Genomic DNA, 13,405 nt, shown 5'->3' with positions numbered 1-13,405 from the left:
ACGATCGCCATCCGGCCTACATGAGCCACCCGTCCATCCGGCCCCACCGGCCCCGCCGAACACGACAGTCCCTCAGATGCCCCCTTCTGCACGAGAGTTGATCCCGGTACCGTCCCGCGCATGCGGATCAGCACCCCCCTCAGAGTCTTCAGACCGCTCGCGGCGGCGGCCATCGCCGCGCTCCTGGCGGTCTTCCTCACCCCGTCGGCCGCCCACAGCGCGCCCCGGGAGAGCCGGCCCGTCTACTCGTACGACAACGCCATCCGTGAGTCGGTCTGGGTGGACACCGGCCTGGACGGCGACGGCGACGGGAAGCCCGACCGTGTCGCCGCCGACGTCGTCCGGCCCCGTGAACCCGCGGCCCAGGGCCGCAAGGTGCCCGTCATCATGGACGCCAGCCCCTACTACTCCTGCTGCGGGCGCGGCAACGAGAGCCAGAAGAAGACCTACGACGCGAGCGGCCACGTCGTCCAGATGCCGCTCTTCTACGACAACTACTTCGTACCGCGCGGCTACGCCTTCGTCGGCGTCGACCTGGCCGGAACCGATCGCTCCGACGGCTGCGTGGACGTGGGCGGCCGCTCCGACATCCAGTCCGCCAAGGCCGTGATCGACTGGCTGAACGGCCGCGCCAAGGCATACACCACCCGCACCGGCACCACGCCCGCCACGGCCACCTGGACCAACGGCGCCACCGGCATGATCGGCAAGAGCTGGGACGGCACCATCGCCAACGGAGTCGCCGCCACCGGCGTCAAGGGCCTGAAGACCATCGTGCCCATCAGCGCCATCTCCTCCTGGTACGACTACTACTTCGCCAAGGGCGCACCCCTGTACGACTCCGGCCCGGACTGGCTGTCCGACTACGTCGAGAGCCCCGACGCCCGCGCCAAGTGCGCCGCAGTGCAGCACAGACTGGTCGACGGCGCGCCGCGCACCGGTGACTGGACACCGCTGTGGACCGAACGCGACTACGTGAAGGACGCGGGCAAGGTCCGCGCGAGCGTCTTCCTCGTGCACGGCATGCAGGACCTCAACGTGCGCACCAAGCACCTCGGCCAGTGGTGGAACGCGCTCGCCGAGCACGGCGTGAAGCGCAAGATCTGGCTCTCGCAGACCGGGCACGTCGACCCCTTCGACTACCGGCGCGCCCCATGGGTGGACACCCTGCACCGCTGGTTCGACCACGAACTCCTCGGCTACGACAACGGCATCGACCGCGAGCCCGTGGCCGACATCGAACGCCACCCCGACCAGTGGGTCACCTCCACCACCTGGCCACCCCGCGGCACGGCCACGACCACGCTGCGTCCCGGCCACGGCGACCGGGCCGGCGTCGGCACCCTCGGTCTGCGCTCCGGCGCCGGCACCGAGACCTTCACCGACGACCCGCAGCTCGGTGAGACCGACTGGGCCGCGCACATCGACCGGCCCACCCCGGACAAGGCCGGATTCGTCACCCCCGCACTGTCGAGGGACCTGCGGATCTCCGGCTCCTCCACGGTGACCGTCACCGTCACGCCCACCACCTCCTCGGCCCACCTGTCCGCCGTGCTCGTCGACCTCGGCCCCGACACGATCCGCGACTACGCCGACTCCGCGGAGGGCATCACCACGCTCACCGACCGCACCTGCTGGGGCGCGAGCACGGCCGGCGACAGCGCCTGCTTCAAGGTCACCCAGGCCAAGAAGACGGACGTCACCTCCACGGTGTTCAGCCGCGGCTGGGCCGACCTCGGCCACTACGCCTCGGACGCGAAGGGCGTCCCGCTGACCCCGGGCAGGCCCTACACGATCACGCTCGACCTCGCCGCGACCGACCACGTCGTCCCGAAGGGCCACCGGCTGGCCCTGATCGTCGCCGGCACCGACAAGGACCTCATCGACCCTGCGTCCACCACGCCCACCCTGACCGTGGACCTGTCCCGCACGGCGGCCCGGGTGCCGCTCGTCGGAGGGGCCGCGGCGTTCGCGGGCGCCACCTCCGGGGCGGCGTCGGCCACTGCGGCGCCCACCACGCCGTACGGCCTGCGCAGCCCGCACAGGGCCCACCGCATCCCTGACGGCCGCTGACGGCGGCAGGGCATCCCACACAGCCTCGGGCGGCCGGGTCCACGGCCCGGCCGCCCCCCGCCGGCCCGGTACTTCGACCGAATCCGTTCTGCCGTGCTCACATCACTCCCCGCGTGGGGATACTCACGGCATGTCTGCCGAATACGCGACCTTCGGCCTGGCACCGGCCATGCGCGCCGGTGCCGTCCTCACCGGTGGCGACTACGAAGCGCACCGGGACTTCGTGGACTTCGTCGTCGACGGAAGCCCGCTGCTGCACCGGCTCTCCGACCTGGACGCCGTCTCCCCGCTGGCCTCCGACATACCGCCCGCGATCTTCACCGCGCAGGTGCGCGGGCTGCTGCTGGAGACCGGGGCGCCGCTGCCGGGCGGCCGGTACGTCCTGTACGGCTGCCCCGAGTGCGAGGACCTGGCGTGCGGAGCGGTCACCGCGGTCATCGCACGCGACGGCGACGACTACATCTGGCGGGACTTCGCCTGGCAGACCGACGACACCGCCGATCTCGAACTCAACGGCTACCACGGCATCGGCCCCTTCCGCTTCCACGGCGCCCAGTACCGTGCCGCGCTGGGCGCGCTGCTGGACGGCGGCGCCCCCGCCTCCCGACGCCGCGTGCTGCTGATCGGCGCCCGTGTCGCCGTGCTCGCCAAGCTCGCCGCCGCCCTGCGCACCATCGGCATCGGCGCCGACATCACCCGCGACGCGACCGGCGTCCCCGCCGAGGAACTGCGCCGGTACAGTGCCGTCGCCTTCGGCCGGGCGGTCACCGCGGAGGAACGGGCCGCCGTACGCCGCTCCTTCAAGGACGCCGGGCTCGACGTGGCCCACGTCGACGGACTCGCCCCGATCGTCCCGCTGCTCGTCGCCCAGATCGAACAGGCGCTGGACCGCGCCCCGGTGCGGCAGCGCCGCCTGACGGGACTGGCCGCCACCGACGGCGCGGCGTACGTCGAGGTGACCTCCACCTGCCGCGTCCGTCTCACCGCCCACCGCCTCGACCGCCTCTACCGCACCCACACCAGTGAGGTCTTCGACGGCATCCTGGAGCCGGGCCGTCACCGTGTCGCCCTTGACCCCAAGGCGGTGAAGGGCGAGGCGTTCCTCGTGGCGCGGACCTCGGGAAGTGTGCTGGTGGAAGCCGTGACGCGGTGAAAACCGGGGCGCGGGCGGCACCGGGCGGCGGTTAGGATCGGCGGTCTGATGACTGCCACCCTCGTCGCCAAGAACCTCGCCGCCGGGCACGGCGACCGCTCGCTCTTCACCGGGCTCGACCTCGTCGTCGCGCCCGGTGAAGTGATCGGGCTCGTCGGTGCCAACGGCGCGGGCAAGTCCACCCTGCTGCGCATGCTCGCCGGGCTGCTCACCCCCGAGCAGGGCGAGCTGCGGCTGTCCCCGCCCACCGCGACGGTAGGGCATCTCCCGCAGGAGCCGGAGCGCCGGCCGGGGGAGACCGTATGGGAGTTCCTGGCCCGCCGCACGGGCGTCGCCGACGCCCAGCGCGCGATGGACGAGGCCACGCAGGGACTCGTCGACGGGGCGCCCGGCGCGGACGACGCGTACGCGGCGAGCCTGGAGCGCTGGCTCGCCCTCGGCGGCGCGGACCACGACGAACGCGCCGAGGAGGTCGCCGACTCCCTGGGCCTGGGCGTCGGCCTGGACCAGCCGATGACGTCCCTGTCCGGCGGGCAGGCGGCCCGCGCCGGCCTCGCCTCCCTGCTGCTGTCCCGCTACGACGTCTTCCTGCTCGACGAGCCCACCAACGACCTCGACCTGGACGGCCTGGAGCGGCTGGAGCGCTTCGTCAGCGGACTCCGCGCCGGGACGGTGGTCGTCAGCCACGACCGGGAGTTCCTCACCCGCACGGTCACCAAGGTCCTCGAACTCGACCTCGCGCAGGGGCAGATCAACCTCTACGGCGGCGGATACGAGGCCTACCTCGAGGAACGCGAGCGGGCCCGCCGGCACGCCCGCGAGGAGTACGAGGAGTACGCCGACAAGAAGTCCGCCCTTCAGGACCGCGCCCAGATGCAGCGCACCTGGATGGACAAGGGCGTCAAGAACGCACGCCGCAAGGCGAGCGACAACGACAAGATCGGCCGCAAGTTCCGCAGCGAGGCCAGCGAGAAGCAGGCCGCGAAGGCCCGGCAGACCCAGCGCATGATCGAGCGCCTGGAAGTCGTCGAGGAGCCCCGCAAGGAGTGGGAGCTGCGCATGGAGATCGCGTCGGCACCCCGCTCGGGCGCGGTCGTCGCCACGCTGCGGGACGCGGAGGTACGGCGCGGCGACTTCACGTTCGGCCCGGTGTCCCTCCAGATCGACTGGGCGGACCGGGTGGCGGTGACGGGCGCGAACGGCGCGGGCAAGTCCACGCTGCTCGGCGCCCTCCTCGGCCGTGTCCCGCTGGACGCGGGCCATGCCTCCCTCGGCTCGGGCGTCCTGGTCGGCGAGGTCGACCAGGCCCGCAAGCTGTTCCACGGCCCGGAATCCCTGCTGGACGCGTTCCGCGCGGCGGTCCCCGACACCGAGCCGGCCGAGGTCCGCACCCTGCTCGCCAAGTTCGGCCTGAAGACGGACCACATCCTGCGCCCGGCGGCGACCCTCTCCCCGGGCGAACGCACCCGTGCCGCGCTGGCGCTGCTCCAGGGCCGGGGCGTCAACCTGCTGGTCCTGGACGAGCCGACGAACCACCTGGACCTGCCGGCGATCGAACAGCTGGAGTCGGCCCTGGACTCCTACGAGGGCACCCTGCTCCTCGTCACGCACGACCGCCGGATGCTGGACGCGGTGCGGGTGACACGCCGCCTGGAGGTGGCGGACGGCAAGGTGACGGAACACCGGTGACCGCGTCGGGTAATCGGGTTGTTCCCCGAACTCCCATCGCTCTACAGTGAGTTCACTCCGATGAGACGTTCCCCCGAAGTACGCCGCAGAGCGGGAGCGTCCCACCTCACCGAGGTGCCGGAGGGGCGGCAGCTTTCCTTGTCGACCCTTCCTGTCGGAGGTCTCCCGCATGAACATCGGTATCGGTCTGCCCATCGGCGACCCGGCCACCCTGCTCACCTGGGCGCGGCACGCGGACGCCGGGCCCTTCAGCACCCTCGGCCTGCTCGACCGGCTCGTCTACGACAACCCCGAACCCCTGGTCGCGCTCTCCGTCCTCGCGGGAGCCACCTCGCGCATCCGCGTCCAGACCGAGGTGCTGCTCGCCCCGCTGCGCGACACCGCCCTGCTCGCCAAACAGGCCGCCACCCTGGACCGGATGACCGGTGGGCGGCTGGTCCTCGGCCTGGGCATCGGCGGCCGTGACGACGACCACCGGGCCACGGGCACCGACCCGCGCACCCGGGGCCGGCGACTCGACGAGCAGATGGAGGCCATGCGGCGCCTGTGGTCCGGCGAGCCGTACGGTGAGGGCGTCGGCCCGATCGGGCCGGAGCCCGCTCGCCCCGGCGGCCCCGAGGTCCTCTTCGGCGGGTTCAAGCCGGCCGCGCTCGAACGCGTCGCGCGGTGGGGCGACGGCTTCCTGGCCGCCGCGCCACCCTCCTGGGCGGGCGGCCTGTTCGACACCGTCCGCGGGTTCTGGCAGCGGTACGGCCGCGACGGCGAGCCCCGCCTCGTCGCGCAGGTCAATGTGGCGCTCGGCCCGCAGGACGTGATCGACGACGCACGGACCGCCATGCACGCGTACTACACCTTCACCGGCATGGCCGACCGGATGGTCGCCGGGATGCTCACCACACCGACGGAGATCCGCGAGGCGATCACCGCCTTCACCGACCTCGGCGCCGACGAGGTGATGCTCTACTGCTACGGCCTCGACCCCGCCCAGGTGGACCGCCTCACCGACGTCCTGTAGCGACCCGGACGACGGACCAGGGGCGGTGACTCGGGACACCGGGCCCCGCCCCTCCGTCGTGCGCGGAGCAGGGGGCGGGGCCCGGCGTCGCCGCATCGGCCGCCCCACAGCCCGGGCGCGCTCCTGTGCGGCGGGCCCGGGCGCTGCGGCGTGAGCCCGCCCTGCCCGACAGGGCGACACGGGGGCACCCTCACGGGGGGCGGGCGAAAGGCCCGGGTGTTCCCGGCCGGAGGCGTCAGCGGCGGCCCGGCTTCTGGTCGAGCAGACCTGCACGGCGCAGTGCGTCCGCCATCGCGCTGTTGGCCGGCGGGGGCGCCTGACGGGAGCCCGTGCCCTGGCGGCCCTGACGCTGCTGCGGGGGACGCCCGCCGCGCTGCCGGGCGCCGCCGGAGGGCTGCCCCTGCGGGGCCGCCTCGTCGTCCAGCCGCAGCGTCAGCGAGATCCGCTTGCGCGGAATGTCGACGTCCAGGACCTTCACCTTGACGATGTCACCCGGCTTCACCACGTCCCGCGGGTCCTTGACGAACGTCTTCGACATCGCGGAGACGTGCACCAGACCGTCCTGGTGGACGCCGACGTCGACGAAGGCGCCGAACGCGGCGACGTTCGTGACCACGCCCTCCAGGACCATCCCGGACGACAGGTCGGAGATCTTCTCCACGCCCTCCTTGAAGCTGGCCGTCTTGAACGCGGGCCGCGGGTCGCGCCCCGGCTTCTCCAGCTCCTTGAGGATGTCGGTCACCGTCGGCAGACCGAACGTCTCGTCCACGAAGTCGGACGCCTTCAGCGAGCGCAGCACCGCCGTGTTCCCGATCAGCGACGCCACCTCCTGCCCCGTCGTCTTCACCATGCGCCGGACCACCGGGTACGCCTCCGGGTGCACGCTGGAGGCGTCCAGCGGGTCGTCACCGCCCCGGATCCGCAGGAAGCCCGCGCACTGCTCGTACGCCTTGGGCCCGAGCCGCGCCACGTTCTTCAGCTGGGCGCGCGACGTGAACGGGCCGTTGGCGTCGCGGTGCGCCACGATGTTCTCCGCGAGCCCGGAGGAGATGCCGGAGACCCGGGCGAGCAGCGGAGCCGACGCCGTGTTGACGTCCACGCCCACGCCGTTCACACAGTCCTCCACCACCGCGTCCAGCGAGCGGGACAGCTTCACCTCGGACAGGTCGTGCTGGTACTGGCCGACACCGATCGACTTCGGGTCGATCTTCACCAGTTCGGCGAGCGGGTCCTGCAGACGGCGGGCGATGGAGACCGCGCCACGCAGCGACACGTCCATGTCCGGCAGCTCCTGCGAGGCGAACGCGGAGGCGGAGTACACCGACGCGCCCGCCTCGGACACCATCACCTTCGTCAGCTTCAACTCGGGGTGCTTGGCGATGAGTTCACCGGCGAGCTTGTCCGTCTCGCGGGACGCCGTGCCGTTGCCGATCGCGACCAGCTCGACCGCGTGCTCCTTGGCCAGCCGGGCCAGCTTGGCGATCGCCTCGTCCCACTTGTTGGCCGGGACGTGCGGGTAGATGACGTCCGTGGCGACCACCTTGCCGGTCGCGTCCACCACGGCCACCTTCACACCCGTACGGAAACCGGGGTCCAGGCCCAGCGTCGCGCGCGTGCCGGCGGGGGCGGCGAGCAGCAGGTCGCGCAGATTCGCCGCGAAGACCTTCACGGCCTCGTCCTCGGCCGCCGTACGCAGCCTGAGCCGCAGGTCGATGCCGAGGTGCACCAGGATGCGGGTGCGCCACGCCCAGCGGACCGTGTCCAGCAGCCACTTGTCGGCGGGACGGCCGCGGTCGGCGATCCCGAAGCGGTGCGCCACCATCCCCTCGTACGACGACGGGCCGTCCGTCGGCTCCTCCGGCTCCAGGACGAGGTCGAGGACCTCCTCCTTCTCGCCGCGCAGCAGGGCGAGGACCCGGTGCGAGGGCAGCTCGGTGAAGGGCTCTGTGAAGTCGAAGTAGTCGGCGAACTTGGCGCCCGCCTCCTCCTTGCCCTCCCGCACCTTGGACGCCAGGCGCCCGCGCACCCACATCCGCTCGCGCAGCTCGCCGATCAGGTCCGCGTCCTCCGAGAACCGCTCGGTGAGGATCGCCCGCGCGCCCTCCAGCGCGGCCTGCGGGTCCGGCACCCCCTTGTCGGCGTCGACGAACGCGGCCGCGGCGGCCAGAGGCTCCACCGCCGGGTCGCCGAGCAGCCCCTCGGCCAGCGGCTCGAGTCCCGCCTCGCGCGCGATCTGCGCCTTGGTGCGTCGCTTCGGCTTGTAGGGGAGGTAGATGTCCTCCAGGCGCGCCTTGGTCTCCGCGCCCCGGATCCGCGCCTCGAGCTCCTCCGTCAGCTTGCCCTGCTCGCGCACCGACTCGAGGATCGCCGTGCGCCGCTCCTCGAGCTCACGCAGATAGCGCAGCCGCTCCTCGATCGCGCGCAGCTGCGCGTCGTCGAGCATCTCGGTCGCTTCCTTGCGGTAGCGGGCGATGAAGGGCACAGTCGAGCCGCCGTCCAGCAGCTCGACCGCGGCCTTCACCTGCCGCTCCCGTACGCCGAGCTCCTCGGCGATCCTGCCTTCGATGGACCCTGCTCCGAGGGACCCGGGTGTCGTCACGATCCCGTACCGCCTTCTCCACTGAGGTTGCGCGGCAATTGTGGCAGGTCGCACCGACAACGGGGGCTCAAGGGCACGAGGACGGGGCGGCGCCGTCCGCGCCGCCCCGTGGGCTGGGAGTCCTCGGGCCCGCTCAGGCCCGGCGGGCGGAGCCCGAAGCCCCGCCGAACAGCCGGGCCAGTGCCCGCAGCGGCAGCGTCACGACGGTCGCGACGGCGCCGCCGATCTGGCGCAGTACGTCTGCGATCGCACGGAACACAAGCTTCCCCTTTCGTCTCCCGGTGTGAACCATCGGGTGACGGCCGGGTACCTCATCCCTTGCCGATCATGTCCTCCGGGAAGGCCCCGGCCGTAAGAGCCCTGGTGAGCAGCGCGCCCGCGAGATCCGTCAGCCGTTCGACGCCCGCGGCGCCGAGGTGTTCGTAGGGGGCCCGGTCCAGGCGGTCGGTCTCCGCCTCGATCTCCCCGCGCAGCGCGGTGCCCGCCTCGGTCAACTCGCCGTCCGCACCGAGCAGTCCACGCTCGCGCAGCCGCCCGCACGCCGCGTCCCAGTCCTCCCGGCTCCAGCCGCGCGTGCCGAGCGCCCACTTCGGGGACATGCCCTTGCCGGTCGCGGTGTGCGTCACCAGCGCCTCCACCGGATCGAGGTCCGCGGCCAGCAGCACCGCGAGATGGCCGTCGCCGCGGTGCTCCCGCAGCAGTGTGGCCGCGTGCCAGAACGCCAGGTGCGGCTCGTCGGGCACCGGCAGATCGGCGTGCGCGGCGTACAGGGGGCGCGCGTGCCGCGTGCACGCCTCCGTCGCGCGCAGCGCGAGCTCCGCCGCCTCGGCCATCTCCTTGGCGGCGACGGTCTCCTCGCCCAGCAGCCGCCGCAGCGTCGCGTCGACGGCACGCGCGCGTGCCGCGAGCACCACCTGGGGGGACGCCGTCTCCCACACGGCGGGCACGTGCCGTGCCACCAGCCCGGGGTGGAAGTTGAAGAACGTGGCCGTCACCACACCCGCGCCCACGGGGCCCATGGCGGCGGCCCGCACCGCGAAGTAGGCGGCCCTGCTGTCGGACACGCCCACGGCGGTCAGTTCCCGGTTCAGATCCGGCGAGAAGTAGTGCGTCGAGTGCAGCGGATTGATCACATTGTGGCAGCGCCGCGCGGCGCGCTCCGGCAGAGGAGAGGTCATGACCGGCAGGTTACCGACTGGTCGGTACGTCGGGAAGGGTGGGCCGCCCGGCATGGCTGCGAAGCAGAATGCCCGACCCGGGAGGGAAGGAACCTCCGTCGTTCACCGCGGGGAGGAGGTCAGCCTGACGTGGTCCAGCCGAAGCGCGGCTGCCTGCGCTCCAGGAACGCGGCGACGCCCTCGGCGGTGTCGCCGCTGCCGCGCGCCTGCTCCGCCCAGTGAGCGTCCCGGTCCGTCCGTCCGTTCGCGAACTCCTTGGCCGCCGCCTGCGTCAGCTGCGAGCGTGAGGCCAGCACGCGCGTGAACTCCGCGACTCTTTTGTCGAGTTCCCCCTCGGGCAGCACCTCCTCGACCAGGCCGGTGCGCAGCGCCCGTTCCGCCTCCACCAACTCGCCCGAGAACAGCAGGTACTTGGCTGTGCCCGGCCCCACCAGCGACACCAGCCGCCGGGTCGAGGAGGCCGGGTAGACGATCCCCAGCTTGGCGGGCGTCACCCCGAACAGCGCGCCCTCCTCCGCGAAGCGCAGATCGCAGGCCGCCGCGAGCTGGGCGCCGCCGCCCACGCAGTGCCCGCGGACCGCCGCCAGCGTCGGCTTCGGGAACGCGGCCAGCGCCTCCTCGGCCCGCACCGCGAGTGACTGCGCCCGCTCCGGCGACCCCCTCAGCGTGGAGATGTCGGCGCCCGCGCAGAACGTGCCGCCCTCCCCGGTCAGCACCAGTACCCGGACCGTGGGGTCGGCGGCAAGGGCGTCGAGCAGCGGCGGCAGCGCCTCCCACATGCCGGCCGTCATGGCGTTCCGCTTGGCCGGATGGTGGATGACGACGGTCGCGACCCCGTCGGCGACGCGGTGCAGCAGCTGGGGCTCCATACGCCGGATGCTATCCGCAGCCCCCGAAGGCTCGACGAACGCCTACAACCCGAAGAGTTCGCAAGATGGCGCGGCAAGGAGCAGGAGCGGTCACACAACTGACCGTGTCATACGCCAATGGTCAGATGTCGTCGATACCTGCTGACTTGTGTTCAGTCTTTTGGGACGGACCAGCGCATTCCCAACACTCGAGGTGTGGTGACAATCGAGCGCAAGGGTGGCGACCGGACGATGGAGAACGAAGGGCGAGGGTCCGGCCCGCGCCCTGAAGGCGGCGGAAGGGCGCCGGAAGGCGCGAGGCCGGCGGGACCGCTGCCGTACGAGGGGGTGTGGCGGTTCACCGCCGCCGCCGTGGACGCCTCGGTGCCGCAGGCGCGGCACGCCGTGCGGGACCTGCTCGTCCGCCAGGGCGTGCCGGTCTCGGACGACACCTTGCAGGCGCTGTTGCTGATCGTCTCCGAGCTGGTCACCAACGCGGTCCGGCACGCGGCGCTGCTGTCGCCGATGCTCGCCGTGGAGGTCGCCGTCGGTCCCGAGTGGGTGCGGGTGGCGGTGGAGGACGACCACCCCTACCGCCCGAGCGCGCTGGAGGCGGACCACGGCCGCACCGGGGGCCGGGGACTGCTCCTGGTCCGGGAGGTGACGAGGGAGGCCGGCGGGGTGTGCGACGTCGAGCACACGGCCGGCGGCGGCAAGGTGATCTGGGCCGCGCTTCCGCTCAAGCCCACGGGCGTCTTCTGAGCCGGCAGGGACTTCTGCCGAGTCGAGCCGGTCCGGCATCCGCGGACCGTGCGGGTCCGTCCGGGCGGGCCGGACGGACCCCCCGCTTCACCAGCCCGCGGACGGCCCGGTCAGCTCCCTGATCGCGGGCCGCGCCGCGTCCAGGACCGTCATGAACCACGAGGAGAACCTGTCCTCGGCGTGCCGCTGGGCCAGCTCCTCCGCGGTCACGAACGCCGTCGCCCCGACCTCCTCCGGGTCCGGGTGCAGAGGGGACTGCACCAGACCGACGAAGAGGTGGTTGTACTCCTGCTCCACCAGGCCCGAGTCCGGATCCGGATGGTTGTAGCGGACCGTGCCCGCCTCGGCGAGCAGCGACGGGGAGACGCCCAGCTCCTCGTACGTCCGCCGGGCCGCCGCCGTGAACGGCGCCTCACCCGGGTAGGGGTGGCCGCAGCAGGTGTTCGACCAGACACCGGGGGAGTGGTACTTGCCCAGCGCCCGCTGCTGGAGCAGCAGCCTGCCCCGCTCGTCGAACAGGAACACCGAGAACGCCCGGTGCAGCCGGCCCGGCGGCTGATGGGCGGCGAGCTTCTCGGCCGTGCCGATCGTGGTGCCGTTCTCGTCGACCAGCTCCAGCATGATGGCTTCGGCGGTGCCGTTCGACGAACGGTGCGTCGCGGTGGCAGGTGTGATCGGCATACCCATCCTTCGCATCGGTTGTCCAGCCCCAAGTCTGCCGTACGAATCCGGCACTCCCGGCACTTCGCTCCTCCCCGCATGTCCCGGCACGGACGCATCGAAAGCGGTCCGGGACCCCACGGAGAGGACGCCGGAAGCGGTCGGATACCTGATCGTGCCCGTCGCCACCGACGGGGAACCGCACGGGCGCGCGCCCGCGGCGACTCGCGCCCGCGCACGCGCCGCGCACCCGTGGCGCAGCCCCGCGTCCCCCCGCCGAGGGGCTCGCATCCCGCTCAGTCGTGGCGTGCCTCCGGGTGGTGCAGCAGCCACCCCTGCCAGGCCGACTCCACCATGTCGCGCACCCCGCGCCGGGCCCTCCAGCCCAGCTCCCGCTCGGCGAGCGCGGACGACGCGACCGCCCGAGGCGCGTCCCCGGGGCGGCGCGGCTCGACGACCGCGGGCGTGCTGTCACCGGTCACCTCGCCGATGAGCGTGACGAGCTCCCGTACCGAGACGCCCTCACCGCGGCCGACGTTGACCGTCAGATCGCCCGTCGCGCCCCCCGCCAGCCGCCGGGCCGCCGCGAGGTGCGCCTCGGCGAGGTCGGCGACGTGGATGTAGTCGCGGACACAGGTGCCGTCCGGTGTCGGATAGTCGTCGCCGAAGATCCGCGGGGCCTCGCCGCGGGTCAGCCGGTCGAAGACCATGGGCACCACGTTGAACACGCCCGTGTCGGCCAGCTCCGGCGCCGCCGCGCCCGCCACGTTGAAGTAGCGCAGACACACCGTCGCCATGCCGTGCGCGCGGCCCGCCGCCCGCACCAGCCACTCGCCCGCGAGCTTCGTCTCGCCGTACGGGCTCATCGGGGCACAGGGTGTGTCCTCCGTGATGAGGTCCACATCCGGGTCGCCGTACACGGCCGCGGACGAGGAGAACAGAAACCGCCCGATCCCGGCCTCCGCGACCGCGTCCAGCAGCGTGGCGAGACCGCCCACGTTCTCCCGGTAGTAGTGCGTCGGCCGCTCCACGGACTCGCCGACCTGCTTGCGCGCCGCGAGGTGCACCACACCGGTCACCTCGTGCTCGGCCAGGACACTCTTGAGCAGCTCGCCGTCCAGCGCGGAGCCCCGCACCAGCGGAACGCCCTCCGGAAGCCTGGAGGGAACGCCGGCCGAGAGGTCGTCCAGGACCAGGACGCGCTCACCCTCGGCGACCATCGCCCGCGCCACATGGGCTCCGATGTACCCGGCCCCGCCGGTGATCAGCCATGTCATGGAGCCTCACCCTATGCCCGTCCGGCGAACGCCGTCCGGCCCGCCGGCTCAGCTGCCGGGAATGGGTGGATCCGCACCCGCGGTTTGTGGCCTGCCCGTCCCATCCCCGATGATGATCGCGGCGGTGGCCGCGCAGGCCGGGTTGATCAGC

General features: G+C 72.6%; 11 protein-coding genes. 5 read left to right on the top strand and 6 right to left on the bottom strand.

Annotation, left to right across the window (positions count from 1 at the left end; all coding sequences use genetic code 11):
• Window positions 1-120 precede the first annotated feature (120 nt).
• From ACIRC0_RS03225 to ACIRC0_RS03210, 4 genes are all read left to right on the top strand, one after another.
• Window positions 121-2,073, top strand: coding sequence for a Xaa-Pro dipeptidyl-peptidase (locus ACIRC0_RS03225; protein WP_403610501.1), 1,953 nt, complete (start codon window positions 121-123; stop codon window positions 2,071-2,073).
• A 130-nt stretch (window positions 2,074-2,203) separates the two neighbouring features.
• Complete coding sequence (locus tag ACIRC0_RS03220; RefSeq protein WP_403610499.1) at window positions 2,204-3,226, top strand: oxidoreductase; 1,023 nt, start codon at window positions 2,204-2,206, stop codon at window positions 3,224-3,226.
• 48 nt (window positions 3,227-3,274) lie between these two features.
• On the top strand, window positions 3,275-4,915 hold the full coding sequence (locus tag ACIRC0_RS03215; RefSeq protein WP_403610497.1) for an ABC-F family ATP-binding cassette domain-containing protein: 1,641 nt from the start codon (window positions 3,275-3,277) through the stop codon (window positions 4,913-4,915).
• 169 nt (window positions 4,916-5,084) lie between these two features.
• Complete coding sequence (locus ACIRC0_RS03210; RefSeq protein ID WP_403610495.1) at window positions 5,085-5,930, top strand: LLM class flavin-dependent oxidoreductase; 846 nt, start codon at window positions 5,085-5,087, stop codon at window positions 5,928-5,930.
• A 235-nt stretch (window positions 5,931-6,165) separates the two neighbouring features.
• Here ACIRC0_RS03210 and ACIRC0_RS03205 read toward each other — a convergent pair whose 3' ends face one another.
• From ACIRC0_RS03205 to ACIRC0_RS03190, 4 genes are all read right to left on the bottom strand, one after another.
• Window positions 6,166-8,529, bottom strand: a complete 2,364-nt coding sequence (locus tag ACIRC0_RS03205; RefSeq protein ID WP_403610492.1) for a Tex family protein — start codon at window positions 8,527-8,529, stop codon at window positions 6,166-6,168.
• 133 nt (window positions 8,530-8,662) lie between these two features.
• Window positions 8,663-8,788 carry an LPFR motif small protein gene (locus ACIRC0_RS03200; protein WP_403610490.1) on the bottom strand — a complete coding sequence of 42 codons (126 nt, stop codon included), beginning with the start codon at window positions 8,786-8,788 and terminating at the stop codon, window positions 8,663-8,665.
• Window positions 8,789-8,840: 52 nt separating this feature from the next.
• Window positions 8,841-9,707, bottom strand: a complete 867-nt coding sequence (locus ACIRC0_RS03195; RefSeq protein WP_403610487.1) for a hypothetical protein — start codon at window positions 9,705-9,707, stop codon at window positions 8,841-8,843.
• A gap of 119 nt (window positions 9,708-9,826) precedes the next feature.
• The gene (locus ACIRC0_RS03190) at window positions 9,827-10,576 is read right to left on the bottom strand and encodes an enoyl-CoA hydratase/isomerase family protein (RefSeq protein WP_403610485.1); all 750 of its coding nucleotides are present in this window, start codon (window positions 10,574-10,576) and stop codon (window positions 9,827-9,829) included.
• 231 nt (window positions 10,577-10,807) lie between these two features.
• Here ACIRC0_RS03190 and ACIRC0_RS03185 point away from each other — a divergent pair, with 231 nt between their 5' ends.
• On the top strand, window positions 10,808-11,317 hold the full coding sequence (locus ACIRC0_RS03185) for an ATP-binding protein (protein ID WP_403612673.1): 510 nt from the start codon (window positions 10,808-10,810) through the stop codon (window positions 11,315-11,317).
• Between the two features lie 87 nt (window positions 11,318-11,404).
• Here the strand turns inward: ACIRC0_RS03185 and idi are convergent, their stop codons facing one another.
• Together idi and galE are read right to left on the bottom strand one after the other, a co-directional pair.
• Entirely contained in the window at window positions 11,405-11,998 is a 594-nt protein-coding gene (gene idi, locus ACIRC0_RS03180; protein ID WP_403610482.1) for an isopentenyl-diphosphate Delta-isomerase, read from the bottom strand.
• 275 nt (window positions 11,999-12,273) lie between these two features.
• The gene (galE, locus tag ACIRC0_RS03175; RefSeq protein WP_403610480.1) at window positions 12,274-13,254 is read right to left on the bottom strand and encodes a UDP-glucose 4-epimerase GalE; all 981 of its coding nucleotides are present in this window, start codon (window positions 13,252-13,254) and stop codon (window positions 12,274-12,276) included.
• Window positions 13,255-13,405: the final 151 nt, after the last annotated feature.

The sequence above is a fragment of the Streptomyces sp. NPDC093984 genome, assembly GCF_044764595.1.
In the GTDB taxonomy this organism is placed as follows: domain Bacteria; phylum Actinomycetota; class Actinomycetes; order Streptomycetales; family Streptomycetaceae; genus Streptomyces; species Streptomyces cynarae.
Note: the sequence above shows the minus strand (reverse complement) of the source record. Positions and strands in the feature narration are given on the sequence as shown.

Excerpts from the sequence above, each read along its gene's own strand:
- ACIRC0_RS03225 (WP_403610501.1), top strand. The coding sequence starts at position 121 with ATGCGGATCAGCACCCCCCTCAGAGTCTTCAGACCGCTCGCGGCGGCG.
- ACIRC0_RS03220 (WP_403610499.1), top strand. The coding sequence starts at position 2,204 with ATGTCTGCCGAATACGCGACCTTCGGCCTGGCACCGGCCATGCGCGCC.
- ACIRC0_RS03215 (WP_403610497.1), top strand. The coding sequence starts at position 3,275 with ATGACTGCCACCCTCGTCGCCAAGAACCTCGCCGCCGGGCACGGCGAC.
- ACIRC0_RS03210 (WP_403610495.1), top strand. The coding sequence starts at position 5,085 with ATGAACATCGGTATCGGTCTGCCCATCGGCGACCCGGCCACCCTGCTC.
- ACIRC0_RS03195 (WP_403610487.1), bottom strand. The coding sequence starts at position 9,707 with ATGACCTCTCCTCTGCCGGAGCGCGCCGCGCGGCGCTGCCACAATGTG.
- ACIRC0_RS03190 (WP_403610485.1), bottom strand. The coding sequence starts at position 10,576 with ATGGAGCCCCAGCTGCTGCACCGCGTCGCCGACGGGGTCGCGACCGTC.
- ACIRC0_RS03185 (WP_403612673.1), top strand. The coding sequence starts at position 10,808 with ATGGAGAACGAAGGGCGAGGGTCCGGCCCGCGCCCTGAAGGCGGCGGA.
- idi (WP_403610482.1), bottom strand. The coding sequence starts at position 11,998 with ATGCCGATCACACCTGCCACCGCGACGCACCGTTCGTCGAACGGCACC.
- galE (WP_403610480.1), bottom strand. The coding sequence starts at position 13,254 with ATGACATGGCTGATCACCGGCGGGGCCGGGTACATCGGAGCCCATGTG.